General features: G+C 70.7%; 26 protein-coding genes. 15 read left to right on the plus strand and 11 right to left on the minus strand.

Annotated elements, in window-relative coordinates; genetic code table 11:
• The first annotated feature begins 94 nt into the window (after positions 1 to 94).
• The 3 genes from QMK24_RS25895 to QMK24_RS25905 are packed head-to-tail and all read left to right on the plus strand — an operon-like array spanning position 95 to position 2726.
• Entirely contained in the window at positions 95 to 985 is an 891-nt protein-coding gene (locus QMK24_RS25895) for a sterol desaturase family protein (protein WP_283469188.1), read from the plus strand.
• Positions 982 to 1665 carry a lysoplasmalogenase gene (locus QMK24_RS25900; protein WP_283469189.1) on the plus strand — a complete coding sequence of 228 codons (684 nt, stop codon included), beginning with the start codon at positions 982 to 984 and terminating at the stop codon, positions 1663 to 1665. The genes QMK24_RS25895 and QMK24_RS25900 overlap by 4 nt, the downstream gene beginning before the upstream one ends.
• 17 nt (positions 1666 to 1682) lie before the next feature.
• On the plus strand, positions 1683 to 2726 hold the full coding sequence (locus QMK24_RS25905; RefSeq protein ID WP_283469190.1) for a zinc-dependent alcohol dehydrogenase family protein: 1044 nt from the start codon (positions 1683 to 1685) through the stop codon (positions 2724 to 2726).
• A 54-nt stretch (positions 2727 to 2780) separates the two neighbouring features.
• Here the strand turns inward: QMK24_RS25905 and QMK24_RS25910 are convergent, their stop codons facing one another.
• Both QMK24_RS25910 and QMK24_RS25915 read right to left on the minus strand, forming a co-directional pair.
• The gene (locus QMK24_RS25910; protein WP_283469191.1) at positions 2781 to 4310 is read right to left on the minus strand and encodes a S8 family peptidase; all 1530 of its coding nucleotides are present in this window, start codon (positions 4308 to 4310) and stop codon (positions 2781 to 2783) included.
• Positions 4311 to 4465: 155 nt separating this feature from the next.
• Positions 4466 to 4657 carry a hypothetical protein gene (locus QMK24_RS25915; RefSeq protein WP_283469192.1) on the minus strand — a complete coding sequence of 64 codons (192 nt, stop codon included), beginning with the start codon at positions 4655 to 4657 and terminating at the stop codon, positions 4466 to 4468.
• Positions 4658 to 4866: 209 nt separating this feature from the next.
• On the opposite strand from QMK24_RS25915, the gene QMK24_RS25920 reads away from it, so the two are divergent.
• The 3 genes from QMK24_RS25920 to moaA all read left to right on the plus strand — a co-directional run bounded on the left by QMK24_RS25920 (position 4867) and on the right by moaA (position 7982).
• Positions 4867 to 5232: a DUF485 domain-containing protein gene (locus QMK24_RS25920; protein ID WP_283469193.1), complete on the plus strand. Its 366-nt coding sequence runs from the start codon at positions 4867 to 4869 to the stop codon at positions 5230 to 5232.
• The gene (locus QMK24_RS25925; protein ID WP_283469194.1) at positions 5229 to 6854 is read left to right on the plus strand and encodes a monocarboxylic acid transporter; all 1626 of its coding nucleotides are present in this window, start codon (positions 5229 to 5231) and stop codon (positions 6852 to 6854) included. The genes QMK24_RS25920 and QMK24_RS25925 overlap by 4 nt, the downstream gene beginning before the upstream one ends.
• Positions 6855 to 6992: 138 nt before the next feature.
• Positions 6993 to 7982 (plus strand): GTP 3',8-cyclase MoaA, encoded by a 990-nt coding sequence (gene moaA / locus QMK24_RS25930; RefSeq protein WP_283469195.1) that lies wholly within the window; start codon positions 6993 to 6995, stop codon positions 7980 to 7982.
• Positions 7983 to 8027: 45 nt separating this feature from the next.
• Here moaA and QMK24_RS25935 read toward each other — a convergent pair whose 3' ends face one another.
• Positions 8028 to 8282 carry a hypothetical protein gene (locus tag QMK24_RS25935; protein ID WP_283469196.1) on the minus strand — a complete coding sequence of 85 codons (255 nt, stop codon included), beginning with the start codon at positions 8280 to 8282 and terminating at the stop codon, positions 8028 to 8030.
• Positions 8283 to 8459: 177 nt separating this feature from the next.
• A complete protein-coding gene (locus QMK24_RS25940) occupies positions 8460 to 8822 on the minus strand; it encodes a DUF3099 domain-containing protein (protein WP_283469197.1) in 363 nt (120 codons plus the stop codon).
• Between the two features lie 238 nt (positions 8823 to 9060).
• Between QMK24_RS25940 and QMK24_RS25945 the strand changes: the two genes are divergently transcribed.
• The gene (locus QMK24_RS25945) at positions 9061 to 9336 is read left to right on the plus strand and encodes a GlsB/YeaQ/YmgE family stress response membrane protein (protein ID WP_283469198.1); all 276 of its coding nucleotides are present in this window, start codon (positions 9061 to 9063) and stop codon (positions 9334 to 9336) included.
• 29 nt (positions 9337 to 9365) lie between these two features.
• Here the strand turns inward: QMK24_RS25945 and QMK24_RS25950 are convergent, their stop codons facing one another.
• From QMK24_RS25950 to QMK24_RS25960, 3 genes are all read right to left on the minus strand, one after another.
• Entirely contained in the window at positions 9366 to 9917 is a 552-nt protein-coding gene (locus QMK24_RS25950) for an RNA 2'-phosphotransferase (RefSeq protein WP_283469225.1), read from the minus strand.
• Between the two features lie 25 nt (positions 9918 to 9942).
• Entirely contained in the window at positions 9943 to 11337 is a 1395-nt protein-coding gene (locus QMK24_RS25955) for a TldD/PmbA family protein (protein ID WP_283469199.1), read from the minus strand.
• A gap of 106 nt (positions 11338 to 11443) precedes the next feature.
• On the minus strand, positions 11444 to 12967 hold the full coding sequence (locus QMK24_RS25960) for a TldD/PmbA family protein (protein ID WP_283469200.1): 1524 nt from the start codon (positions 12965 to 12967) through the stop codon (positions 11444 to 11446).
• A 246-nt stretch (positions 12968 to 13213) separates the two neighbouring features.
• On the opposite strand from QMK24_RS25960, the gene QMK24_RS25965 reads away from it, so the two are divergent.
• The 3 genes from QMK24_RS25965 (at position 13214) to fabI (ending at position 15793) form a co-directional block, all read left to right on the plus strand.
• Complete coding sequence (locus QMK24_RS25965; RefSeq protein WP_283469201.1) at positions 13214 to 14152, plus strand: lytic polysaccharide monooxygenase auxiliary activity family 9 protein; 939 nt, start codon at positions 13214 to 13216, stop codon at positions 14150 to 14152.
• 160 nt (positions 14153 to 14312) lie between these two features.
• Positions 14313 to 15017, plus strand: a complete 705-nt coding sequence (gene fabG, locus QMK24_RS25970; protein ID WP_283469202.1) for a 3-oxoacyl-[acyl-carrier-protein] reductase — start codon at positions 14313 to 14315, stop codon at positions 15015 to 15017.
• A 5-nt stretch (positions 15018 to 15022) separates the two neighbouring features.
• The gene (gene fabI / locus QMK24_RS25975) at positions 15023 to 15793 is read left to right on the plus strand and encodes an enoyl-ACP reductase FabI (protein WP_283469203.1); all 771 of its coding nucleotides are present in this window, start codon (positions 15023 to 15025) and stop codon (positions 15791 to 15793) included.
• Positions 15794 to 15826: 33 nt separating this feature from the next.
• Here fabI and QMK24_RS25980 read toward each other — a convergent pair whose 3' ends face one another.
• Positions 15827 to 16507 (minus strand): FadR/GntR family transcriptional regulator, encoded by a 681-nt coding sequence (locus QMK24_RS25980; RefSeq protein ID WP_283469226.1) that lies wholly within the window; start codon positions 16505 to 16507, stop codon positions 15827 to 15829.
• Between the two features lie 28 nt (positions 16508 to 16535).
• On the opposite strand from QMK24_RS25980, the gene QMK24_RS25985 reads away from it, so the two are divergent.
• From QMK24_RS25985 to QMK24_RS26000, 4 genes are all read left to right on the plus strand, one after another.
• On the plus strand, positions 16536 to 17858 hold the full coding sequence (locus QMK24_RS25985; protein ID WP_283469204.1) for a CynX/NimT family MFS transporter: 1323 nt from the start codon (positions 16536 to 16538) through the stop codon (positions 17856 to 17858).
• Positions 17859 to 17915: 57 nt separating this feature from the next.
• Entirely contained in the window at positions 17916 to 18038 is a 123-nt protein-coding gene (locus QMK24_RS25990; protein ID WP_283469205.1) for an SGM_5486 family transporter-associated protein, read from the plus strand.
• Between the two features lie 169 nt (positions 18039 to 18207).
• Positions 18208 to 18435, plus strand: a complete 228-nt coding sequence (locus QMK24_RS25995) for a hypothetical protein (protein WP_283469227.1) — start codon at positions 18208 to 18210, stop codon at positions 18433 to 18435.
• 91 nt (positions 18436 to 18526) lie between these two features.
• Positions 18527 to 19048, plus strand: a complete 522-nt coding sequence (locus tag QMK24_RS26000; protein WP_283469206.1) for a SixA phosphatase family protein — start codon at positions 18527 to 18529, stop codon at positions 19046 to 19048.
• A gap of 37 nt (positions 19049 to 19085) precedes the next feature.
• On the opposite strand, the gene serB is transcribed toward QMK24_RS26000, so the two are convergent.
• Both serB and QMK24_RS26010 read right to left on the minus strand, forming a co-directional pair.
• On the minus strand, positions 19086 to 20339 hold the full coding sequence (gene serB / locus QMK24_RS26005) for a phosphoserine phosphatase SerB (protein ID WP_283469207.1): 1254 nt from the start codon (positions 20337 to 20339) through the stop codon (positions 19086 to 19088).
• Positions 20340 to 20453: 114 nt separating this feature from the next.
• Positions 20454 to 22145 carry a streptophobe family protein gene (locus QMK24_RS26010; protein ID WP_283469208.1) on the minus strand — a complete coding sequence of 564 codons (1692 nt, stop codon included), beginning with the start codon at positions 22143 to 22145 and terminating at the stop codon, positions 20454 to 20456.
• Between the two features lie 215 nt (positions 22146 to 22360).
• On the opposite strand from QMK24_RS26010, the gene QMK24_RS26015 reads away from it, so the two are divergent.
• Positions 22361 to 24886 carry an FHA domain-containing protein gene (locus tag QMK24_RS26015; protein ID WP_283469209.1) on the plus strand — a complete coding sequence of 842 codons (2526 nt, stop codon included), beginning with the start codon at positions 22361 to 22363 and terminating at the stop codon, positions 24884 to 24886.
• A 128-nt stretch (positions 24887 to 25014) separates the two neighbouring features.
• On the opposite strand, the gene QMK24_RS26020 is transcribed toward QMK24_RS26015, so the two are convergent.
• The gene (locus tag QMK24_RS26020) at positions 25015 to 25806 is read right to left on the minus strand and encodes a transglycosylase SLT domain-containing protein (protein WP_283469210.1); all 792 of its coding nucleotides are present in this window, start codon (positions 25804 to 25806) and stop codon (positions 25015 to 25017) included.
• Between the last annotated feature and the right edge of the window lie 84 nt (positions 25807 to 25890).

The raw sequence follows: 25890 nt of genomic DNA on the forward strand, positions 1-25890 counted from the left end.
ACCGAGTGCGGCCGTAACGGTTGCCGTAACAGCCGGCGTACTTGTCGGTAACAACCTCTAGCGGTGACCGCCCGAGCGCCCCTATCGTGCGGTCATGCCGCAACTGCCCGATGTCGTGCTGTGGTCGATACCGGCCTTTGTCCTGCTCACCGTCCTGGAGATGGTGAGCTACCGCTTCCATCCCGACGAGGACGCCGCGGGTTACGCCGCCAAGGACGCCGCCACCAGTATCACGATGGGGCTCGGCAGCCTGGTCTTCGACCTGCTGTGGAAGATCCCCATCGTCGCGGTCTACACCGCGGTCTACGAGCTCACCCCGCTGCGCATCCCGGTGCTGTGGTGGACGCTGCCGCTGATGCTGCTCGGCCAGGACTTCTTCTACTACTGGTCGCACCGGGGGCACCACATGATCCGGCTGCTGTGGGCCTGCCATGTGGTGCACCACTCCAGCCGCAACTTCAACCTCTCCACCGCGCTGCGGCAGCCCTGGACCAGCCTCACCGTCTGGCCGTTCTACGTCCCGATGATCGCCTGCGGAGTGCACCCGGCGGCGCTGGCCTTCTGCTCCTCGGCCAATCTCGTCTATCAGTTCTTCGTGCACACCGAGCGGGTCGACAAGCTGCCCCGACCCTTCGAGTACCTGCTCAACACTCCCTCCCACCACCGGGTGCACCACGCCTCCCAGGGCGGCTACCTGGACCGGAACTTCGGCGGCATCCTCATCGTCTGGGACCGCCTCTTCGGCTCCTTCGCACCGGAGACGGAGCGGCCGGTCTTCGGCCTCACCAAGAACATCAGCACGTACAACCCGCTGCGCGTGGCCACCCATGAGTACGCGTCCATCGCCCGCGACGTGGCGGCCGCCACCACCTGGCGGGCCCGCTTCGGCCATGTCCTGCGCGGCCCCGGCTGGCAGCCGGCCCCGGCCACCGCTGCCGCCACCACGACGTCCGCCGCACCAGCCGCTGCGGAGCGGACCGCGTGAGCCGTGCCCGAACGGCGCGGACGCTGCTCGCCGCGTTCGCCGTCATCGGAGCCGTCCACCTGGTCGCGGTCCTCGCGGGCTGGGACCTGGCGCGGCACCTCACCAAGCCCGCCCTGATGCCCGTCCTCGCCGGATGGGCGGCGGCCCGCGGCGGCCCCCGGCCGCTGATCGCCGCGCTCCTCTTCGGCTGGGGCGGCGATGTCGCACTGCAGATCGGCGGCGACCTGGCGTTCCTGGCCGGAATGGGCTCCTTCGCCGCCGGGCACGTCTGCTACCTGGTGCTCTTCGTACGGCGCGGGGCCTTCGCCGACCGCCGGGCGACGCTCCGGCGCGCCGCCGGGTACGCCGTGGTGTGGCTCGTGGTGATAACGCTGCTGTGGGGCGGGCTGGACGCGTCCCTGCGGATCCCGGTCGCGGGCTACAGCCTGCTGCTGACCGCGATGGCCGCCGGGGCCGCCGGGCTGGGTGCGCGGGCGGCGGCGGGCGGCGCCCTGTTTCTGCTCTCCGACACGCTCATCGCCGCCGGTATCGCCGACTGGCCGCTTCTCCCGGCCCATGACTTCTGGATCATGCTGACCTATCTCGCGGCCCAGTACCTGCTGGCCGCCGCCCTGACCGGGGACCCATCGCGCGCGGCGTCCCGGCCACAGGCGTACCGTGAAGTCACCCCATTGAGCTGAGCAGCAAGGACACCCCCATGCGCGCCACCGTCATCCACGCCCCGTTCGACATCAGGGTGGAGGAGGTCCCCGACGCGGCGGTCCGGCTGCCCGGCGACGCCGTCGTCCGGGTGGTCCGCGCCTGCGTCTGCGGCAGTGACCTGTGGGCGTACCGCGGTGAATCCGCCCGCGAGCCGGGGCAGCGCATCGGCCATGAGTTCCTCGGCGTCGTTGAGGAGACCGGCTCCGAGGTGTCCGGCCTCACGGCCGGCGACCTGGTCGTCGCCCCCTTCATGTGGTCCGACGGCGTGTGCGAGTACTGCGCCGACGGGCTGACGACCTCCTGCGTGCACGGCGGTTTCTGGGGCTCGGTCGGCTCCGACGGCGGCCAGGGCGAGGCCGTCCGGGTCCCCTTCGCCGACGCGACCCTGGTCAAGCTGCCCGCCGAGGCGCTCTCCGACGATCACCTGCTGTCCGGGCTGCTCGCGCTCTCCGACGTCATGGGCACCGGCCACCACGCCGCCGTCGGCGCGGGCGTCGGCCCCGGTACGACGGTGGCCGTCGTCGGTGACGGCGCGGTCGGCCTGTGCGGTGTGCTCGCCGCCAAGCGGCTGGGCGCCGACCGCATCATCGCGCTCGGCCGGCACGAGGCACGGACCGACATAGCCCGCGCGTTCGGCGCCACCGACGTCGTCGCCGAGCGCGGCGAGGCCGCGATCGAGGCCGTCCGCGAGCTGACCCGGGGCCAGGGCGCCCACGCCGTCATCGAGGCGGTCGGCACCGAGCAGTCCATGCGTACGGCCGTGGGCATCACCCGCGACGGCGGCGCCATCGGCTATGTCGGCGTCCCGCACGGCAGCGGCACCGGCCTGGACCTCGGCGAGATGTTCAACCGCAACATCGCGCTGCGCGGCGGCGTCGCCCCGGTCCGCACCTACATCCCGCAGCTGCTCCCCGACATCCTGTCCGGCGCCATCGACCCGTCCCCGGTCTTCGACGTCGCGGTCGACCTGGACGGCGTTCCCGGCGGCTACAAGTCGATGGACGAGCGCACGGCCCTGAAGGTCATCGTCAAGCTGTAGTCCGGCCGGCCGGGCTCGTTCTTCAAGCCCGGCCGGCGATTGCGGCCTAGAACGTCACTTGGTGACGGCGTCCAGGGCGTCGACGATGCCGAAGCCGTAGAAGCTGTTCACGCGCTGGGGCCCGGTGCACGTAGCGTCCTGCACGCCGTTGCCGTCCGGGTCGTACAGGCCCGTCGGGCAGCCGGGGTTGTCGGCCTCGGCCTTGAGGATCCACTGGATCTGCTCAGGCGTGGCGTTCGGGTGCTTGCTCTTGATCAGTGCCGCGACGCCGGCCACGTGCGGGCTGGCCATCGAGGTGCCCTGCAGATAGCCGTACGTGTTGCCCGGCAGGGTGGACAGGATGCGGCCGTTCTTGCCCGGGGTGTCCGGGATCTGGTACTTGTCACCACCGGGGGCGGCGACGTCGATGACGCCCCGGCCGTAGCTGGAGTAGTACGACTTGAGGTTCTGCACGCCGGTCGCGGAGACCGTGACGACACCCGGCAGCTGGGTCGGGATGTCGAAGCACTGGTGCGGGTCGACGGTGCGGGTGACCGCGGTGCTGTCGTCCGGGCTGGACGCGTCGGTGAGCGCGTGGGAGTCGAGGTCGTTGTTGGAGTTGCCGGCCGAGGCGACGTTCAGTACGCCCTTGCGCTCCGAGTACTTCGAGGCGCGGTTGACGGCGTCGACGATCGCCCGCTGGTCGGGGTCGTCGAGGCAGTTGTAGAGCCACGGGTCGATGTAGTAGCTGTTGTTCGTCACCGAGATGCCGTGGTCGGCGGCGAAGACGAAGGCGCAGACCACGCTCTCCGGGTAGAACAGGCTGGTGACGGGTTCGCTGACCTTGATGGCCGCGACCTTGACGCCGGGTGCGACACCGGCCACGCCGATGCCGTTGCGCGCGGCGGCGATCTCGCCCGCCACATGCGTGCCGTGGTAGTCGGTGGCCGGGTTGTAGGGGCGCCAGGCGCCCGGGGTGGTGTCGGCGACACCACCGACGCAGTTCGCGGACTGCGAGGCGGAGAAGTTGGCGGCGAGATCCGGGTGGGTGTCATCGATGCCGGTGTCGATGACACCGACCGTGACCTTACTGCTGCCCGGGTTGACCATGGCTGCCTGGTCGGCCTTGATGGCCCGCAGATCCCACTGGTTGGGCTCCAGCGGCTCCTGCCCGGCGCCGGCCTTCGCGGTGGCCGCGGCGACCTGGGCGGCGGTGAGCTTCTCCGGCGCGCCCAGCTCGGTGGTCGAGGCGGGGGCGATGGCCGAGGTGCGGGTCGCGCCCGCGGTCTCCACTCCATGGGCCTCACGTATCGCGGCGGCGAAGCCCGGGTTCGCCGAGTGGACGACGATGACGCCTATCTTCTCGTACGAGATGACGACCTGGCCGCCGGCTTTGCCTATCGCACGCTCGACGCTCTTGATGGTGCCGTGGTCCACCTTGGTGTTCACCACGTACGACAGCAGCGGGCCTTCGGCCGCCGCCGTCCCGTCCGCCGCGACCGCCGAAGCGGCGCCGGGCAGGACAGTGATGGCCGCGGCCATCGCCATGCCGACGGTCGCCGCGAGTACGCGCCGCCGTCCGGACCGTCTGTGAAGCGGAACCATGGGATCTCCAATCGTCCAACGACCCGTCCGGACGGCGGGGTTGCCGTTGGACGGGTACATGACGATGGAAGCTATCGTCGTACTGTCGGCCCCATCAATGGATTGCGGTAGAAATCCCGGATTCCTACCGGATTTCTGTTCGGACCGGCGGCGCGTCAGCCACCGCTCCGGCCGGACCGCAGCGCCTCGAAGCTCAACAGCGGTATGACCACCCGCGGTCCGTACCAGCGGCCGGGTGCCGCGCGTCCGGTGGGCCGCGGCGCCGCCACCACCGGGCCGGTCAACCGAACGGCCCCGTAGGGCAGCCGGTGCGGACCGGGTGGCGGGGAACTCGGCGTGGTGTTCACGGGCGGTGTCCTCGGGCTTACGTCACGGCCGCGTCAGGGCCGCTTCACGACGGTGCTGGGCGTTCTGTACAACGAACCGCCCGGGCCCCGGTGTCGGTCCTCCGCCGGATGGCGGCAGTTTTCACCCATGGCCTGTTGAACACCCGCCGTCACACCTCTAACATGCGGTCTCCGATCATCGCGTGACGCAGATCACTCATGGAGGCACCGTGGATCCCGCACCACCGTCCGCCACTCCCGGCCCGCCGAGCGCCGCTTCGTACTCCGAGGTGGAGGCGACCGCGGAATTCGGCGAACTGCGCCACTCCTACCGGACGTTCGCCTTTCCGGTGACCGTCGCCTTCCTCGCGTGGTATCTGCTGTACGTGTTGCTGTCGAGCTACGCGGGCGGGTTCATGGCGACCAAGGTCGTCGGCAACATCAACGTGGCGTTCGTCTTCGGCCTGGCCCAGTTCCTCACCACGTTCCTCATCGCCTGGATATACGCGCGGTACGCGAACGCCAAGCTCGACCCGCGCGCCGCGGCCATCAAGGCCCGACTGGAGAACGGCGCCACGCTGGAGGGCGGCTCATGAGCACCGGCACGATCACCCTGGCCGCGGCGGCGGCGAGCGAACACCGCGCGCTGATCATCACGCTCTTCTCGGTCTTCGTCGTCGCGACCCTCGGCATCACCGTCTGGGCCGGCCGTCAGACGAAGGACGCCACCGACTTCTACGCGGGCGGCCGCGGCTTCACCGGGTTCCAGAACGGTCTGGCGATCTCCGGCGACTACATGTCCGCCGCCTCGTTCCTCGGCATCGCCGGCGCCATCGCGCTCGTCGGCTACGACGGCTTCCTCTACTCCATCGGCTTCCTGGTCGCCTGGCTGGTCGCCCTGCTGCTGGTCGCGGAACCGCTGCGCAACTCCGGCCGCTTCACCATGGCCGACGTGCTCGCGTACCGGCTGCGCCAGCGTCCGGTGCGCACCGCCGCGGGCACCTCGACCATCATCGTGTCGATCTTCTATCTGCTGGCCCAGATGGTAGGCGCGGGCGCCCTGGTCTCGCTGCTGCTCGGCGTGACCGGTGAGGGCCCGAAGCGGCTGATCGTGGCGCTGGTCGGCGTCGTCATGGTGCTGTACGTGACGATCGGCGGCATGAAGGGCACGACCTGGGTGCAGATCATCAAGGCCGTGATGCTGATCCTCGGCACCCTGCTGATCACGATCCTGGTGCTCAACAAGTTCCACTGGAACCCGTCCACACTGCTGGGCGCCGCGGCCGAGAAGAGCGGCAAGGGCTCCGCGTTCCTGGAGCCGGGCCTGAAGTACGGCATCGACAGCACCAGTAAGATCAACTTCATCTCGCTCGCCCTGGCCCTCGTGCTGGGCACCGCCGGGCTGCCGCACATCCTGGTGCGCTTCTACACCGTGCCCACCGCCAAGGTCGCCCGCAAATCCGTGAACTGGGCGATCGGCATCATCGGCGGCTTCTACCTGATGACCATCGCCCTCGGCTTCGGCGCCGCGGCCCTGGTCGGCGCCGCCAAGATCAAGGCGAGCGACAAGTCGGGCAACACGGCGGCGCCGCTGCTCGCCGAGTACGTCGGCGGCGGTCCCGGCACCACCGGCGGCGCGATCTTGCTCGCGGTGATCTCGGCGGTCGCCTTCGCCACCATCCTCGCGGTCGTCGCCGGCCTCACGCTCGCCTCGTCCGCCTCCTTCGCGCATGACCTGTGGGCCAACGTCATCCGCAAGGGGAAGGTCAGCGAGAAGAACGAGGTCATCACCGCCAAACTCGCCGCGGTCGCGATCGGGGCGGTCTCCATCGGGCTCGGCATGTACGCGACCAAACTCAACGCGGCGGCCCTGGTCGCCCTCGCCTTCGCGGTCGCCGCCTCCGCCAACCTCCCGACCATCCTGTACAGCCTGTACTGGAAGCGGTTCACCACCTCGGGTGCGACCTGGTCGATCTACGGCGGCCTGGCCTCCTCGGTCCTGCTGGTGGTCTTCTCGCCGGTCGTCTCCGGCGCCCCGGACGCCCTCTTCGCCGGCAGCGACTTCCACTGGTTCCCGCTGTCCAACCCCGGCATCGTCTCCATCCCGCTGGGCTTCCTGCTGGGCTGGCTGGGCACGATGCTGTCCAAGGAGGAGCCGGACCTGGAGAAGTACAAGGAGCTGGAGGTGCGCTCCATGACCGGTGCCGGCGCCCACTGACCGGACCGCCCACAGCTCATTCAACAAACTGTTGCAATGAGGGCCCATCGCGTACGCTGCGGCGATACGCGGTGGGTCACCGTGGTCCTAAGCTGGAGACGGCGGGTGCACCGGGTGCCCGCGAGGGAGGCGGAGCGCGTGCTCATCGACACCTACGGACGCGTGGCCACTGATCTGCGGGTCTCGCTGACCGACCGGTGCAATCTCCGCTGCACGTACTGCATGCCCGAAGAGGGCCTGCAGTGGCTGGCCAAGCCCGAGCTGCTCACCGACGACGAGATCGTCCGGATGGTACGGATAGCCGTCACCGACCTCGGCGTCAAGGACGTCCGCTTCACCGGCGGCGAGCCGCTGCTGCGCCCCGGCCTGGTCGGCATCGTCGAGCGGGTCGCGGTCCTCGAACCCCGCCCCAAGATCTCGCTGACCACCAACGGCATCGGCCTGGCCCGCACCGCCGCCGCCCTGCGGGACGCCGGCCTGAACCGGGTCAACGTCTCCCTGGACACGCTGAGCCCCGACGTCTTCCAGACCATGACCCGGCGCAAGCGCCACCATGACGTCATCGGCGGTCTGGAAGCGGCCCGCGCCGCCGGCCTGACCCCGGTCAAGATCAACACCGTGCTGATGCGCGGACTGAACGACGGCGAGGCGCCGGACCTGCTCCAATGGGCCGTCGACAACGACTACGAGCTGCGGTTCATCGAGCAGATGCCGCTGGACGCGCAGCACGGCTGGCAGCGCAGTGACATGGTCACCGCGGAGGAGATCCTGGAGAGCCTCCAGGCCCGCTTCTCCCTCACCCCCGAGCCCAACGGGGTCCGCGGCTCCGCCCCCGCCGAACGCTGGCTGGTGAACGGCGGCCCGGCCCGGGTCGGCGTCATCGCCTCCGTCACCCGCCCCTTCTGCCGCGCCTGCGACCGCACCCGGCTCACCGCCGACGGCCAGGTGCGCGACTGCCTCTTCGCCCGCACCGAGTCCGACCTGCGCGCCCCGCTGCGCTCCGGCGCCACGGACGCGGAGATCGCCGGACTGTGGAAGACCGCGATGTGGGGCAAGAAGGCCGGCTCCGGGCTCGACGACCCGACGTTCCTGCAGCCGGAGCGCCCGATGTCGGCGATCGGCGGCTAGCGCCGGACCGGCCCTAGCGCCGGACCGGGCTGGGTCACGGGAGTCCTAGGACGCCGCGGGAGCCTCGGGGTTCTCGGGCGTCCCGGGGTTTTCGGGGTCCTGCCAGTCCTCGAACGGCACGACGTCCTTCAGGAACCCCCGCATGCCCAGGAACTGGGACAGGTGCTCGCGGTGCTCAGCGCACGCCAGCCAGGTCTTCCGGCGGTCCGGAGTGTGGATCTTGGGGTTGTTCCACGCCAGCACCCACGCGGCGGTGGTGCGGCAGCCCTTGGCCGAGCAGATCGGCGTCTCGTCGTTCATGCCAGCCAGTAAACATGGCGACGCCGGGCAGCCACGGGGGGAGCTGCCCGGCGTCGGTCCGTCGCTCCGACGGGGGATGCGGAGCGCGTACGAAGTATGTCACGCGAGCACCCCCGCGGTGGAGTGGATCCTCATGATTGATCTGAGCTTTTCTTGAGCTTTGAGGATTGGTACGGATCAACTCCGACCTTGGTACGGACCGCCCAGATGTTCCGTTCCGGGTTCCGCGGGAACCTCCACGACGGCCTGTTCCAGCATCGGCAGGGTGGGCGGCGGAACGAAGGACGACGGCAGTGAGGGCGCGTTCTCCCGCCCCGCGTTCGCGATGACCACCGCGACATACGGCAGCAGCGCGCCCAGGACCAGCGCGACCCAGGCCAGCGGCCGCTGCACATTCCACAAGGTCACCGTCGCGATGACCGCTGCGGTACGGACCAGCATCGAGATGACGTAGCGGCGCTGTCTGCCCTGTACGTCCTCGGTGAGGCTCGTGCGGGCCCCGGTGATCCGGATGACCTCGCCGCCGCTGCGCTTCCACATCACATTCCACCGCCTGCTCGGCCCGCCGGACCGTACCGAATTCCGCCGCGGGACCCCGCCCGCGACTCTTCCAACGGTACGCCGCGAGTCCGCCGCATTCGAGACCGGGGGCGTACCGCGAGTGGCGCGTCCACCCCGTCGTACAGCGTATGGACGCCCCCGACATGCGGCGTAGCCCGCCCCGGATCAGACTGACGTCACGAGTGCACCGTCACTCGGAATCGAGGAGGCGAGCGACATGAGTTGGTTGTGGGCGATCATCCTCGGTCTCGTTCTGGGTCTCATCGCGAAGGCGATTCTTCCCGGAAAGCAGGCCATCCCGCTGTGGCTGACAGCGATCTTCGGCATGCTCGGCAGCATCCTGGGCAACTCGGTGGCGACCTGGATCGGCGTCAACGACACGGCGGGCATCGACTGGACCCGGCACCTGCTGCAGTTGCTCGGCGCCATCGCGGTGGTGGCCGTGGGCGACGGACTGTGGGCCGCGGTCAGAGGCAAGAAGGAAGCCGCCTGAGCCTGAGCCCGGTCCGGCGGCCCCCGGACTCAGACTGGGCGCTGCCGCAGACGTGCCGGCGGCACCCGGTCCGTCAGCCACACTCCGTTGGCGCTCACCCGGAACACATGACCATCGGCGGCCAGCGCCGCCGCGTCCACCTCGATCACCGCAGGACGGCCGTGCCGTGAGCCCACGCGCACGGCCGTCTCCACGTCCGCCGACAGATGGACGTCCTGCCGGGTCATCGGCCGCAGCCCCTCCCGGAGGATCCGCGGCAGGGTCGTGGTCGCGGTGCCGTGGTAGAGCACAGCGGGGGGCTGCGCGGCGGCCAGGCCGAGGTCCACCTCGACCGAGTGCCCCTGGCTGGCCCGTATGCGGCGGCCGTCCGCCGAGTACTCGAAGCGCTTCTTGTTGTTCGTCGCGACGACATGGTCCAGCTCGGCGCGTGAGAACCGGCGGCCCGCCCGGCCGCAGGCGGCGATGAGCGCGTCCACCGCCACCCAGCCGCCCTCGCCGAGCGTCATCCCGATCGCTCCCGGGTTGTGCCGCAGCACCAGGGCCAGGAGCTTCGAGACGTTGACCGTCCGCTTCTCGTCCATCGCCGCCATCTCGGTCATCTCCGGGTCAGACCCCCTGGCTGACCGAACTCATGTTGAAGTCCGGGATGCGCATGGCCGGCGCCGCGGCCCGGGTGAAGTAGTCGCTCCACTCGCGCGGCAGCGTCCGCTCGGTGCGGCCCGTTTCGGTGACGCGGCCGAGCAGGTCCACCGGTGACTCGTTGAACCGGAAGTTGTTCACCGCGCCCGTCACCTCGCCGTTCTCGACCAGATAAACGCCGTCCCGGGTGAGGCCGGTCAGCAGCAGTGTGGCCGGATCCACCTCGCGGATGTACCACAGGCAGGTCAGCAGCAGGCCGTACTCGGTGCCGGCGACCATCTCCTCCAGCGACTTGGTGCCGCCGCCGTCCAGGATCAGGTTGTCGGCGGCGGGGGTCACCGGCAGGCCGGTGAGGCCCGCGCTGTGCCGGGTGGTGAGCAGATGGGTGAGGACCCCGTCACGGATCCAGTCCACCGGGCCGACCGGGAGGCCGTTGTCGAACACCGAGGAGTCGTCCCCCGAGGCGTGCGCGATCACGAACGGCGCCGACTCCAGGCCGGGCGCGTGGGGATCGCTGCGCAGCGACAGCGGCAGCTCGGAGAGCCGCTCGCCGACCCGGGTGCCACCGCCGGGCTTGCTGAACACGGTGCGGCCCTCGGCCGCGTCCCGGGCGGCGGACGACCACATCTGGTAGATCGCCAGATCCGCGACGGCGGTCGGCGGCAGCAGGGTCTCGTACCGGCCGGCGGGCAGCTCGATACGGCGTTCCGCCCAGGCCAGCCGCTGCGCGAGCTCCGCGTCGAGTGCCGCCGGGTCGACGTCCTTGAAGTCCCGGGTCGAGGCCCCGGCCCAGGCCGAGCGGGAGCGGTCCGGCGACTTGGCGTTGAGCTCCATGGTGCCGTTCGGCTGGTCGTGCCGCAGCCGCAGTCCGGTGGAGGTGCCGAGGTAGGCGGAGGTGACCGAGTGGAACGCGAAGCCGTACAGCTGCCGTCCGCCGGCCCGCGCCGTCGCGAAGGACTCGCCCAGCGCGGGGGCGAACGACCCGAAGACCTCGGAGGAGGTCTCGGCGGGCGGCTCGGTGAAGCCGGCGGAGTGCGGGGTTCCCTCGACCAGCGGCTGGGCGTCCTCGGCCGGCTCCGCGGCACGGGCCGCCGCCTCCGCGGCACGGACCAGCGGCTCCAGGTCGTCGGCGGTCACCGCGGACCGGGACACCACACCGGAGGCGGCGCCCTGCGAGCCGTTCACCGTCGCGATGACGGTGAGGGTACGGCCCCGGGTCACCCCGTTGGTGGTCAGCGCGTTGCCCGCCCAGCGCAGGTTGGCACTGGACTCCTCATCGGCGATGACGACGCAGCCGTCGGCGCGGGACAGCGCCAGGGCGCGCTCGACGATCTCGTGCGGCGCGGTAGTACGCGGGCTCATCGGCCGGCCTCCTGCGTCGTGTTGAGGCTGTGTCTTCCCGGGGGGCGACCCCCGGACCCCCGGCTGGGGGCTGCGGCGGCAGGGGTCGCCCGTGGCGGTACCGCGTTCATCGGCCTGCCTCCTGCGTCGTGTTGAGGATGTTGACACCGCGGAACAGTGCGGACGGGCAGCCGTGGCTCACGGCCGCGACCTGGCCGGGCTGGGCCTTGCCGCAGTTGAAGGCGCCGCCGAGCACATACGTCTGCGGGCCGCCGACGGCTTCCATCGAGCCCCAGAAGTTGGTGGTGGTGGCCTGGTAGGCGACATCCTTGAGCTGGCCCGCGAGCCGGCCGTTCTCGATCCGGAAGAACCGCTGGCCGGTGAACTGGAAGTTGTACCGCTGCATGTCGATCGACCAGGAGCGGTCGCCGACGATGTAGATGCCGCGCTCGACGCCGCCGATCAGCTCCTGCGTCGAGGGTCCGTCCTGCGCGGGCCGGAGCGATACGTTCGCCATCCGCTGGACCGGCACATGGCCGGGGGAGTCGGCGTAGGCGCAGCCGTTGGACCGCTCGAAGCCGGTGAGCTTCGCGATCCGGCGGTCCAGCTGGTACCCGACCAGGGTGCCGTCCTTCACCAGGTCCCAGGACTGCCCGGCCACGCCCTCGTCGTCGTATCCGATGGTGGCAAGGCCGTGCTCCGCGGTGCGGTCACCGGTGACGTTCATCAGTGGGGAGCCGTACTTCAGGGTGCCCAACTGGTCGAAGGTCGCGAAGGAGGTGCCCGCGTAGGCCGCCTCGTAGCCCAGCGCGCGGTCCAGCTCCGTCGCGTGGCCGATCGACTCGTGAATGGTCAGCCACAGATTGGACGGGTCCACGACGACGTCGTACGAACCGGCCTCCACCGAGGGCGCGCGCATTTTCTCCGCGAGCAGGGCCGGGATCTCCGCGAGTTCCGTGTCCCAGTCCCAGCCGGTGCCGGTCAGGTACTCCCAGCCGCGGCCGGCCGGCGGGGCGAGGGTGCGCATGGAGTCGAATTCGCCGGAGCCGGGGTCCACCGCGACCGCCGTGAGCTGCGGGTGCAGCCGCACCCGCTGCTGGGTGGTGCTGGTGCCCGAGGTGTCCGCGTAGAACTTGTTCTCCTGGACCGTCAGCAGGGACGCGTCCGCGTGCGCGACGCCTTCCGCCGCGAGCAGCCGGCTGCTCCAGTCGGCGAGCAGCGCGGTCTTCTCGGCGTCCGGCACGTCGAAGGGGTTGATCCCGTACTCGGAGACCCACACCTTCTCCGCGTGCACCGGTTCGTCCGCGAGCTCGACCCGTTCGTCGGATCCCGCGGCCGCGATCACCTTCGCCGACAGCCGCGCCATGGCGACCGCCTGGCCCGCCACCCGCGCCGCCGCGTCCATGCTCAGGTCGACGCCGGACGCGAAGCCCCAGGCGCCGCCGTGCACGACGCGGACCGCGTAGCCCGTGTCCGTGTCGTCCGACGAGCCGGCCGGTCTGGCGTCCCGCAGCCGGCAGGCGGCGCTGCGGACGCGTTCGAAACGGAAGTCCGCGTGATCCGCGCCGAGCGCGCGGGCACGGGCGAGCGCCGCGTCGGCCAGCGCCCGCAATGGCAGCGCCAGGAATGACTGATCGACCTCGTGCGGCACAGCGGCCTCCCCCTTCGCCCAATTCGACAGGTCTGCGCAGTGAATCATGCCCGTCGGACAGTCCGGACTGCCAGGGCGTTTCCGGTGCGCCTCCGGATTCCATGATGCTCCGTCAGAAGGCGATGGGAGCAGGCCTCTTGTTGTTGGTCTAGGCCAATCCTATGCTCATGGCTGCTGTCCACCCTCGCCCCTGTCCGCAGTGCACGAGAAACAGCACGAGAAACAGCACGAGAAGGAGCCCCCCCCATGCCAGCACCCCACATGCCAGCACCCCACCTCCCCGCACTTCCAGGAATCCCCGCACTCCCCGCACTCCGCCGAGCGGCGGCGATCGGTGCCGCGGGCGCCGCCTCGCTGATGCTCGTCGCGCTCACCCCCGTACCGGCCAGCGCGCACGGCGCCCTGAGCAGCCCCGTCAGCCGGATCTCCGCCTGCTACGCGCAAGGCCCCGAGCACCCGCAGTCGCAGGTCTGCAAGGACCTGGTCGCCATGAGCGGCACCCAGCCGCTATACGACTGGAACGAGGTGAACATCGCCAACGCCGACGGTCACAGCCGGGAGATCATCCCCGACGGCAAGCTGTGTTCGGCGAACCGCGACAAGTACAAGGCCCTCGACATGGCCCGCACCGACTGGCGCGCCACCAGCGTCGCCCCCGGTGCGTTCAACGTCGGCTTCCGCGTCACCGCGCCCCACCGCGGTGTCATGACCCTGTACATCACCAAGGCCGGCTACGACCCGACCCAGCCGCTCAAGTGGTCCGACCTGGACACCACCCCGATCGCCACCTACACGACCACGGCCTCCGCGCCGAGCGGCTACTACAACTTCACCGCGACGCTGCCCAGCCGGTCCGGCCGGCACCTGATCTACCAGGTCTGGCAGCGCACCGACAGCCCGGAGGCGTTCTACGGCTGCTCCGATGTCGTCTTCGGACAGGGCACCGCCGCCGCGGCCCCCGCCGCGCCGAGCGACCAGCAGATCGCCGCCGGAGTGAGCCGGTCGACGGTCAGCCACCACGGCCACGGCGGGGACACGTCCCTCGTCACGCGGAACGCGGCAGCGAGCGGCCGGACCGCCGGCACCCTCACGACGGCACTCGGCGGCAGCGCCGTCCTCGCCGCGGGAGCCGTCGGAATGATCCTCCGCGGCCGCCGCCGGACGGCGTCCGGCACGAAGGCGTAACGAGCTGCCCTGCGATAGGGAGCGGGGCCGGTCGTAAGCCCTCGACTGTCGGGACCCGACAGGGACAGCCTTATGCCCCTGTCGGGCCCGGTTCCCTGTAACGGTGCCTGGAACGATAGTTTTCGTGGAGATAGCCACAACTATGGGAAAGGGTGATCCGTTGAGCCGCTCGGTTCTCGTCACCGGAGGAAACCGGGGCATCGGCCTCGCCATCGCCCAGGCCTTCGCCGACGCCGGCGACAAGGTCGCCATCACGTACCGCTCGGGCGAACCACCCCAGGGCTTCCTCGCGGTGAAGTGCGACATCACGGACGCCGAGCAGGTCGAGCAGGCCTTCAAGGAGATCGAGGAGAAGCACGGCGCGGTCGAGGTGCTGGTGGCCAACGCCGGTGTCACCCGCGACCAGCTGTTGCTCCGGATGACGGATGAGGACTTCACCTCCGTCCTGGACACCAACCTCACGGGCACCTTCCGCGTCGTCAAGGCCGCCGCCCGGAAGATGCTCCGCGCCCGCAAGGGACGCATCGTGCTCATCTCCTCGGTCGTCGGGCTGCTGGGCTCTGCGGGCCAGTCGAACTACGCCGCCTCCAAGGCAGGCCTGGTCGGCTTCGCCCGCTCCCTCGCCCGCGAGCTCGGCTCGCGCAACATCACCGTGAACGTCGTCGCCCCCGGCTTCGTGGACACCGACATGACCCGCTCGCTCAGCGACGAGCAGCGAACGAACATCGTCGGCCAGATCCCGCTGGGCCGTTACGCGCAGACCGCGGAGATCGCCTCCTCGGTCCGTTTTCTCGCCTCCGACGAGGCCGCATACATCACTGGTGCCGTCATTCCCGTAGACGGCGGATTGGGCATGGGTCACTGATCACCATGAGTGGAATTCTCGAAGGCAAGCGCATCCTGATCACCGGCGTGCTGATGGAGTCCTCCATCGCGTTCCACACCGCCCGGCTGGCACAGGAGCAGGGCGCTGAGATCATCCTCACCGCCTTCCCGCGGCCCACCCTGACCGAGCGCATCGCCAGGAAGCTGCCCAAGCCCACCAAGGTCATTGAGCTGGACGTGACCAACGCCGAGCACCTCGGTTCGCTCGCGGACACGGTCCGCGCCGAGCTCGGCAGCCTGGACGGCGTGGTGCACTCCATCGGCTTCGCGCCGCAGGACGCGCTGGGCGGCAACTTCCTCAACGCCCCGTGGGAGTCCGTCGCCACCGCGATGCACGTCTCGGCGTTCTCGCTGAAGTCGCTCACCATGGCGTGCCTGCCGCTGATGAGCAACGGCGGCGGCTCGGTCGTCGGCCTCACGTTCGACGCCCAGTACGCGTGGCCGCAGTACGACTGGATGGGCCCGGCCAAGGCCGCGCTGGAGGCGACCTCCCGCTACCTCGCCCGTGACCTGGGCAAGCAGAACATCCGCTGCAACCTGATCTCGGCCGGGCCGATCGGTTCCATGGCCGCCAAGTCCATCCCGGGCTTCTCGGAGCTCGCGGACGTCTGGAACCACCGCTCCCCGCTGGAATGGGACATGTCCGACCCCGACCCTGCCGGCCGTGGTGTCGTCGCCCTGCTCTCCGACTGGTTCCCGAAGACCACCGGCGAGATCGTGCACGTCGACGGCGGTCTGCACGCTGTCGGTGCGTAGTGCCGTTGTCCTCAAACGCCGGACGGGCTGATTTCAGCCCGTCCGGCGTTTGAGGAACCGGCAGTGGAACGCGTGCGCGCCCGCCTCGGCGGCGGCCGCGTCACTGTCACCCGCGCGAATCGCCTCGACCAGCCGGGCGTGGTCCAGATGGTCCTCGGGCCGCAGCTCCTCGCCGACGTCCGCGCGCAGGAAGGCCCGCAGCACCTCGCCGAAGTCCGCGTAGAGCTCGACCAGCACATCGTTGTGCGAGGCGCCGACGACCGCCAGGTGCAGCGTCGCGTCCGCGTCGACGAACGCGGCGGAGTCACCCGACTTCCAGGCCCGCTCGCGGCGCTCCAGCAGGGCGTCGAGATGGAGCAGATCACGTTCGGTGCGGCGCTGTGCGGCCAGCCCGGCCGCCGATGCCTCCAGGGCGCTGCGCAGTTCGGCGACATGCCGCGGGTCGGCGTCCGCGAAGCGGCGGTGCATGACGCCCGCCAGCTCGCTGGTGGCCCGTACATACGTGCCGGAGCCCTGCCGGATGTCGAGCAGCCCGTTGTGCGCCAGGGCCCTGACCGCCTCGCGGACGGTGTTACGGGCGACGCCCAGCTGCTCCACCAGCTCGGGCTCGGTCGGGATGCGCGAGCCGACCGGCCACTCGCCCGACGTGATCTGGGTACGCAGCCGGGTGATCACCTGGTCGGCGAGCGTGGACTGCCGGGGGAGTGGATCCATATTCATCCCATCATTCTATGATGGGCGCATGCGCGAAGACGAACCCCTCACCCTCGACCGCACCAGGACCGGGCCCATAGCCGGGCCCACCACCGAGTCCGTACCGGAGCGGAACGTCCCCGCGGCGCCGCTGCCGGTATGGACCCGGCGCCTCGTCGTCGTCGGGCTGATCCTCGCCGCGCTCAACCTCCGCCCCGCGATCACCAGCCTCGGAGCGCTGCTGAAAGAGGTGCGGGACGGCCTGGGGATGAGCGGCGCCGTCGCGGGGTTCCTCACCTCGGTGCCCGCGCTGTGCTTCGCGCTGTTCGGCATCGCCGCCCCGCGGCTGGCCCGCCGCTTCGGCCCGGGCGCCGTGGTGTGCGCGGGCATGGCGGCCATCGCGGCGGGACTGGCGCTGCGCCCGTTCGCGGGCGGCACCGTGGTGTTCCTCGCCGCCAGCGCCGTCGCGCTCGCCGGCATCGCGGTCAGCAACATCCTGATGCCGGTGATCGTCAAGCGGTACTTCCCCGACCGGGTCGGCCCGATGACCGGGCTCTACTCGATGGCGCTCTCCCTCGGAACCGCGGCCGCCGCCGCGGCGACCGTGCCCATGACCGCCGCCATGGGCGACAGCTGGCGGCTCGGACTGGGCGTCTGGGCGGCACTGGCGGTCGTCGCCATCGTGCCGTGGCTCGGTCTCGTACGGGACCGCAGCGCCGCCGCGCGGCCCGCCGCCGGGGTCACCGCCGGCACCGCCGGCACCGCCGGCACCGCCGGCACTGACGGGGGCGCGGGACGGATCACCCGCAGCCGTACGGCCTGGGCGCTGGCCTGTTTCTTCGGCCTGCAGGCCACCGCCGCCTATGTCGCCATGGGCTGGATGCCGCAGATCTTCCGTGATGCCGGGGTCTCCGCCGGCACCGCCGGGGTCCTGCTGGCCGTCACGATGGTGATGGGCGTCCCGCTGTCCTTCGTGCTGCCCTCGCTCGCCGGGCGGATGCGGCACCAGGGCCCGCTCGTCGTCGTCCTCGGCCTCTTCGGCCTCGCCGGATACACCGGCCTGTGGCTGGCCCCGGCCGCCGCGCCCTGGGTGTGGGCGCTGCTGCTCGGCGTCGCCAACTGCGCCTTCCCGCTCGCCCTGACGATGGTCGGGATGCGCTCGCGCACCGGCGCGGGCGTGGTCCGGCTGTCGGCCTTCGCGCAGAGCACCGGCTATCTGATCTCGATCCCAGGACCGATCCTGGTGGGCACCCTCTACCAGCGCAGCGGCGGCTGGGACCTGCCCATCGCGCTGATGGCCGCCCTGATGGTGCCGCAGATCGTCGTCGGCGTCCTGGCGGGCCGCAACCGGTACATCGAGGACGAACTGTGAGCCTCCCGCCGGCGACCCCGCTGCCGCCGGCGCCGGCGCCGGTGGGAGACTGAGCCCATGCCCGTACTCGAGCCCAACCCCCCGCACAGCCAGAAGCGGTTGATGATCATCATCGGCCTGATGCTCGCCGTTCCGGCCTTCGTGGCGGTCATCGCGACCGTCGCCGCCAACTTCGGCTGACCGCCGCCCCTGAGGCCGATGGTGGGGACAACCCCACCATCCTTAGGGGGGCCGGGTCAGGGTGAAGTGGGTGGCCCGCCCGATGGGATCATCCGCCCCCCTTCCGTAGTTTCGAAGTGCCAGCACATCCCAGCACTTCACGGAGGCGGTCACCGTGTCCTCGCAGTCCATCCAGGCGTACAACCGGTCCTCGCGGCACGCGGCCGGCCGGCCGGTCCGCGGGGTGCAGACACGGCTTCCGTGGTGGGCCGTCGCCCTCCCCGCGGTGGCCTTCGCCGCACTGCTCATGCTGATCGCGGGACCTGGCCGGACCAACACCTCGGCTGCCGCACCGGCCGGTCATCTCATCGCCCGCATCGCCGACGCGCTCCCGGGCATCGCGCAGCACATCCTGTGACGGGCCGGGTGACGAGCCGCGGTGACCGGCGGGGCCTGCGACCTACCCCTACCCCGCGCCCGATCGCGGGTTTTCTGGAAAGCTGAGGGGCATGAGCGTCGATTCGCCCCGTACGATCGTCCTTCTCCGTCACGCCAAGGCCGACTGGCCCTCGGTCGCCGACCATGAGCGGCCGCTGGCCGAGCGCGGCCGCACGGACGCCTCTGTGGCCGGCCGCCGGCTCGCCGACGCGGGACTCGCCCCCGGTCTGGTCCTCTGCTCCACCGCCGCCCGCACCCGTGAGACCTGGAAGCTCGCCGCGCACGAGATGCCGCAGCGTCCCAAGACCGTCTACGAGGAGCGGCTGTACGAGGCGAGCCTGGGCGATCTCCTCGCCCTGCTGAACGAGACCCCCGACGAGATCGGCTCCCTGCTGGTCGTCGGCCACAACCCCGGTATCCACGCCCTCGCCGACGCCCTCGCCGGTGACGCCGAGGCCGGCGCCCTCGCCCGGATGAACCGCAGCGGTTTCCCGACGGCGGCCTTCGCCGTTCTCACCTTCCCCGGGTCGTGGAAGTCCGTCGAGCACGGCGTCGGCAAACTGGCCGACTACTGGGTGCCGCACGAGGGATGACCGGTCCTGCACCGGCCACCCTGCTGGGAACTGAGACCTAACGGGCGTCCGTCGGCGCGACGTCCAGCGCGTCCGCCGCCTCGACCTCTTCCCGCGTGATGCCGAGCAGATACAGCACCGTGTCCAGGAACGGCACATTGACCGCCGTGTCCGCCGCCTGGCGGACGACGGGCTTGGCGTTGAAGGCGACACCGAGCCCGGCCGCGTTCAGCATGTCGAGGTCGTTCGCCCCGTCGCCGATCGCGACGGTCTGGCTCAGCGGCACCCCGGCCTGTTCCGCGAAGCTCCGCAGCAGCCGCGCCTTACCGGCCCGGTCCACGATCGGGCCGGTCACCCGGCCGGTGAACTTCCCGTCGACGACCTCCAAGGTGTTGGAGGCCGCGAAGTCCAGCCCCAGCCGCTCCTTGAGGTCATCGGTGACCTGGGTGAAGCCGCCCGAGACGATCCCCACCTGGTAGCCGAGGCGCTTGAGCGTGCGGATCAGCGTACGGGCGCCCTTGGTGAGCCGGACCTCGGCGCGGACCTTGTCCGCCACCGACTCGTCCAGCCCAGCCAGCAGCGCGACCCGCGCGTGCAGCGACTGCTCGAAGTCCAGCTCGCCGCGCATCGCCGCGGCGGTGACCTCGGCGACCTGCGCCTCGCACCCCGCGTGCGCGGCGAAGAGCTCGATCACCTCGTCCTGGATGACGGTGGAATCCACGTCCATGACCACCAGCCGCTGGGCCCGGCGCTGCAGTCCCGCCGGGACCACCGCCACATCCACCCCGCGCGCGGCGGCCTCTGTCGCCAGCGCGGAGCGCAGCGCCAGCGGGTCGGCGCCCGAGACGGCGAACTCCACGGCCGTCACCGGATACTTCGCCAGCCGGAAGATACGGTCGATGTTGCCGCCGGTGGCGGTGATGCGAGCCGCTATGGCGGCTGTCGACTCGGCGGTCAGCGGGTGCCCCAGGACCGTCACATGGGAGCGTCCCTCGCCACGCGGCTGGTTGTCGCCGAGGCCGGAGATGATCTCCGCCTGCATCTTGATCGACTCGGCCCAACTGTGCACGGTGGAGCGCAGTTCGCCTTCGGCACCGGGGCCGGCCGGCACGGTCACCAGCGCGCAGAGCACCATCCGGCCCCGGGTGACGACCTGCTCGATGTCCACGACGTCCACGCCGTACGCGGCGAGAGTGTCGAAGAGTCCTGCGGTGATGCCGGGGCGGTCCTTGCCGAAGATCTTGACGAGGAGAGTGGGCGCGTCCGCGGAGGGAACGGCGGCGACAGGGATGGGCTGCGTGGCGTCGTTCATGGTGACACCACCGTATCCGGCGGACTCGAGGACACGACGAGCCGTCCCGCGTGGCGGACACCCTCGTGCCCCGCGGTGGCCGGAACATTCCTTGCGGCCAGACCCTGACTGGCCCTAGCGGCGTCCCCCCGGTCGTCCCGGCGGCGGTGGCGGTTCGCCCGGCGGGTCGGGCCACTTGTCGGGCCGGGCCCGGCCCTGGGGCCGGCGCGGCAGGGGCGGCGGCACGAACGCCCCGGCCACGGTCGGGGCCGCGTGCGGCGAGTCACCACCGGCCCCGGCACCGGAGCCGCCGCCCGGCGCCGATGGCAGCTTGTACGGGTTCGGCTCGGTCTCGTCCGGGTGGAACGCCGGGCCGGGCAGGTACGGTCCCGGCTCGTAGGCGATGTCGGGGTACGTCCGCGAGGAATCGCCGCCCGCGGCTCCCGGGGCGCCTCCCCGGGCGAGCGGCGCCGCCCGGCGTCCCGCGGCGCCGGTCGCCAGGGCCAGCAGCGCGCCGACGCCGCCCGCCCCCGCGCCCCAGGCCGCGCCCAGCAGCAGCGCCACGGGAACGCTGCCGTGCAGGTCGATCCCGGCCCCGACGGCGTCGAACCCGAACACCGACAGGTTCGCGTTCACCGAGATTCCGGTGAGCCACACCAGTAACGGGAACGCGACGGCTGCCGCCACCCCCAGGCGCAGCGCGCAGCGTCCCACGTATCCGGTGCGCGGCCCGGTCCCGACCGGGGTACGGGTCGCCGCGAGCACCCCGGCCGTCAGCATCATCAGCGCCGCGGCGACCGGCAGCAGCCACACCCGGTGGTCCAGCTCGGCGAGCCGGCCCGGCGTGATCGGCTCGTTGAGCCCGCCGCTCAGCAGCCGGTCGATGGGGTCGGGCAGCAGTTTCGCGAGCTCTCCGGTCGCCGCGCCCTTCCATTGGACGAACAGGCCCAGCGGCACCGCCAGCCAGACCCCGTTCGGCGCGCCCAGGAGCGCTGCTCCCATGATGCGGCCCGGCTCCTTGCCGGTCACCGCCGCGTACCCGGCGGCGGCGAAGCCCGCCACGACCGCGAGCACCAGCACCGCGCACAGCGCGGAGACGGCGGGCCGCACCACCCGGTGCACGGCCTGCCAGCCCGGCGGCAGCGGCGTACGGCGTGAGCCGAGCAGCGCGATCAGCAGCACCGCCAACACCCACACCAGACCGCGCAGCAGTGTGGGGACGGTGTCCACATGGAAGCCGACCGAGGTCTTGGCCTTGATCAGACCCTTCAGCCCGTCGGTGAGCCCGCCGCCGATGTCGCCGATGCCGGGCAGATCGAGGCCGCCGCCCGTGGGGGCGCCGAGTGAGGCGCCGTCGATGGCGATGGTGTCCTGCCCGGCCCAGGCGAGCCCGCCGAGCAGGGCGGTGAAGAGCGCCGCGACCGCGATCACCCGCGCGGCCAGCTCGCCCGCGGGGACCACCGCCCCGGACCACGGCGGCTCCGTCGCGCGCGCTCCCTCGCGGCTCCGCCCCGGCTCGCCGGCGCCGCGCAGCGACCGCAGGAAGACCCATGTCAGCAGCAGCGCCCCCACCAGGCTCACGCCCAGCGGCATGACGCCGATGGCTCCCGTGGTCCCGGCGCTGTCGAGCCCGAACACGGCGACGTCGCCCGACGGGCTGACCCGGCCGCCCGCGGCCATCGCCACCACCGCGGCGGTCATCGGTCCCAACGAGCCGGCGGCGTCGGCTCCGAGCAGATGCAGGCCGAGCGCGGCTGTGCCCGCCATGGCCAGAAACGCCCAACTCACAGACGCGATGGCGGAGAGCAGTACGCTCGCCGAGGGCATGGTCCGTACGGTCATCCCGGCCCCCCGAGGTCGTGTCCTTGGGCGGTTACTACTCTCCGGTGGCTTTTGGACCCAGTCAACGCCTCCCGGGGGCGCACTTATCGGAGGGCGCCTTCCGGTTCGACAGTCGGGCCTGAAATAGTTCCTCCCGATGTTCGCAATCCCTAGACTCCCCGCATGGGGAAATACTCGGGGGACAACTTTTGGGGCTTGGGGTGCCTGAACTCGTACTCGAATTGAACGGTCAAACCTGGACGCTCGATCCGTCCAGGTCGTACAGCCTCGGACGTGACCCACAGGGGGACATGGTGTTTGACGACGCCAGGGTCTCCTGGCGTCATGCCACCATCCGCTGGGGCGAACGCAGTTGGGTCGTCGAGGATCTCGGCAGCACCAACGGCACGTATGTGCAGGGTCAGCGGATCCACCAGATGGAGGTCGGACCGGGCGCCGCCGTGAACCTCGGCAACGCAACCGACGGCCCCCGCCTCAACTTCAGCGCCGGCCAGCAGGTCAGCGCCGATCTCTACAGTGCGGAGACGTCGCTGGCACAGCCGCAACAGGCCCAGGCGGGTCAGGCGGCGCCCTTCGTGCGGCAGAATCCGCCGCAACAGCAGCCGCCCGTCCAGCCGCAGCCGCCGCAGGGCGGCTGGGGCCAGCAGCCGCCCGCACAGGTTCCGCAGCAGCAGGGCTGGGCACCGCAGCCGCAGGGCCAGCAGCCGCAGGGCCAGCAGCACCGCAGCCCGACCACCATGCACCACATCGCGATCAACCGGGTCATGAAGATCGGCCGTGCCCTGGAGAACGAGCTGGTCGTATCCGACCTGCAGGTCTCCCGGTTCCACGCCGAGTTCAGGGCGAGCCCGGACGGCCGCTACGAGATCGTCGACCTGGGCAGCCACAACGGCACCTACGTCAACGGTCAGCCGATCCAGCGTCATCTGCTGGGCCCGAACGACATCGTCGGCGTCGGCCACTCCACCTTCCGGCTGGTCGGTGACCGGCTCGAGGAGTTCGTCGACACCGGTGAGATCTCCTTCTCGGCCCGGCGGCTGACCGTCACGGTCCCGCAGGGCAACACCACGAAGACGATCCTCAAGGACGTCTCCTTCGGTGTCCCGGAGAAGTCGCTCGTCGGGGTCATCGGCCCGTCCGGTTCCGGCAAGTCCACGCTGCTGCGTGCGCTGACCGGCTACCGCCCGGCCGACCAGGGCGAGGTGCTGTATGACAACCGAAACCTGTACAAGCAGTTCGCCGAGCTGCGCCAGCGCATCGGTCTGGTCCCGCAGGACGACATCCTCCACAAGGAGCTGACCGTCCGCAAAGCACTGCGGTACGCGGCCAAGCTCCGCTTCCCCGGTGACACCGCGACCGACGAGCGCAACCACCGGATCCAGGAGGTCCTCCAGGAGCTCAAGCTCGACATCCACGCGGACAAGCGCATCACCTCCCTCTCGGGCGGCCAGCGCAAGCGTGTCTCCGTCGCGCTGGAGCTGCTCACCAAGCCGTCGCTGATCTTCCTGGACGAGCCGACCTCCGGTCTCGACCCGGGCATGGACCGCGATGTCATGAAGCTGCTGCGCGGTCTGGCCGACGACGGCCGTACCGTCCTGGTGGTCACCCACTCGGTGGCCGAGCTGGCACTGTGCGACAAGCTGCTGGTGATGGCGCCGGGCGGCTCCGTCGCGTACTTCGGTCCGCCGGAGGAAGCGCTCAACTTCTTCGGTTACGAGACCTGGGCCGACGTCTTCTCGGCGTTCGAGAACTACCGCGACTACGACTGGTCGGGCCGCTGGCACGGCTCGCAGCACTACCAGATGTACGCGGCCGACCTCGACGCCGCGCCGCAGGCCGTGGCGGTCGTCCCGCAGCAGGCCACCCGCCCGCCCAAGCCGCAGAGCTGGGGCGCGCAGCTGTGGACGCTGGTGCGACGCTATCTGTCGGTGATCGCCTCCGACCGCGGCTTCATCGGCCTGATGTTCATCCTGCCCGCGGTCCTGGGCATCGTGAGCGTCGTCATCCCGGCCGAGGCCGGGCTGGGCCCGGGCCCGATCAAGAACCACCTGACAAACAAGGACGCGGGCACCATCCTGCTGATCCTCGCGGTCGGCGCGTGCTTCTCCGGCGCCGCCAACTCGGTACGAGAACTGATCAAGGAACGGGTCATCTACGAGCGGGAACGGGCCACCGGCCTGTCGCGCTCCGCGTACCTGATGTCCAAGGTCATCGTGCTGGGCCTGATCACGGCCCTGCAGGGCGTCATCATCTGCGGCATCGGCTTCGCGCCGAGGGCGCTGCCCACCGAGGGCGTGATCTTCAAGGACACGCCGGCGATCGAGATGACGCTGGCCGTCATCGCGCTCGGGTTCACCTCGATGATGTTCGGCCTGATCATCTCCTCGCTGGTGAAGACCGCCGAGAAGACCATGCCGCTGCTGGTGATGTTCGCGATCGTCCAGGTCGTCTTCACCGGGGTGCTCTTCCAGATCTACAACTCGATCGGGGTGGAGCAGATCGCCTGGCTGATGCCGTCCAGGTGGGCCATCTCCGCTCTCGGCACGACCGAACAGCTGAACGTGCTCATGCCGTGGGACCCGGGCAACTCCACGGACCCGTTGTGGGCGCACACCGCGACCCAGTGGTTCGTCGACATGGGCGTCCTGGTCCTGCTCGCCGCGATCTGCGGCGTCGTGGTCGCGCGGCTGCTGCGCCGCCACGAGCCGGAGGTCATGCGCAAGTAGCGCGGAACCACCCGGCCACCGGACACCCGGACACCCGGGCACGTCCGGATACCCGGGTACGCGAAAGGGGCGCCCCACCCACCCGGGGGCGGCCGCCCTTTCGCGTCGGTCACGTCGTTCAGCGGCTCTTAGTAGGCCGAGTTGACGTTGTCGATGGAGCCGTAGTTCGCGGCCGCGTAGTTGCACGCGGCGGTGATGTTGGCGACCGGGTCGTAGATGTCATTCGAGGTACCCGCGACGTGGTACGCGGCGAACGTCGGGTCGATGACCTGCAGCAGTCCCTTGGAGGGGATGCCGGCGGCGGCGTTCGAGTCGGTCAGGTTGATGGCCTGCGGGTTGCCCGAGGACTCCCGCATGATGTTGCGGTGGATGCCGTCGTAGCTGCCCGGTATGCCCTTGGCGGACATGATGGACAGCGACTGCTTGATCCAGCCGTCGAGGTTGTTCGAGTACGACGCGGCGGCCGGGGCCGCGGGAGCGGGAGCGGGAGCGGGAGCGGCGGAGACTGCCTTGCGCTGGGTGGAGCGGTTGGCGGCCTGCGTCTCCTGCTGGCGCTTGGCGGCCTCGTCGGAAGCCTTCTTCTTGGCGGCGTCGTCAGAAGCCTTCTTCTTGGCGGCGTCGTCGGCCGCCTTCTTCTTCGCGGCCGCGGCGGCGTCGTCGGAAGCCTTCTTCTTGGCCGCGGCGTCGGCTGCGGCGTGCTGGGAAGCGGCGCCGGCCTGTGCGGAAATGCCCTGGTTCGGGCCGGCGGTGTTCACGACGGCGAAGTTCGCGGGCTCGCCGGAGGCGAGTGCCGTCCCGCTGGATCCCTGGGCACCGGCGGTGATGGCCAGAACCGTCAGGGCGGCGGTAGCGGTGCCTGCTACGGCGAACGTGTGCACCTTGCTCAGTCGGCCGAGCTTAGGGAGCGTGGGGAGCTGCATGGGGGAGTTACCTCTTCCAATCGCGGACTCCAGCATTGATAGCTGGGTAAAAATCGCAGGGCAAAGAGGCGCATTACTAACCAA

The organism is Streptomyces sp. PH10-H1, from assembly GCF_030063355.1.
In the GTDB taxonomy this organism is placed as follows: Bacteria; Actinomycetota; Actinomycetes; order Streptomycetales; family Streptomycetaceae; genus Actinacidiphila.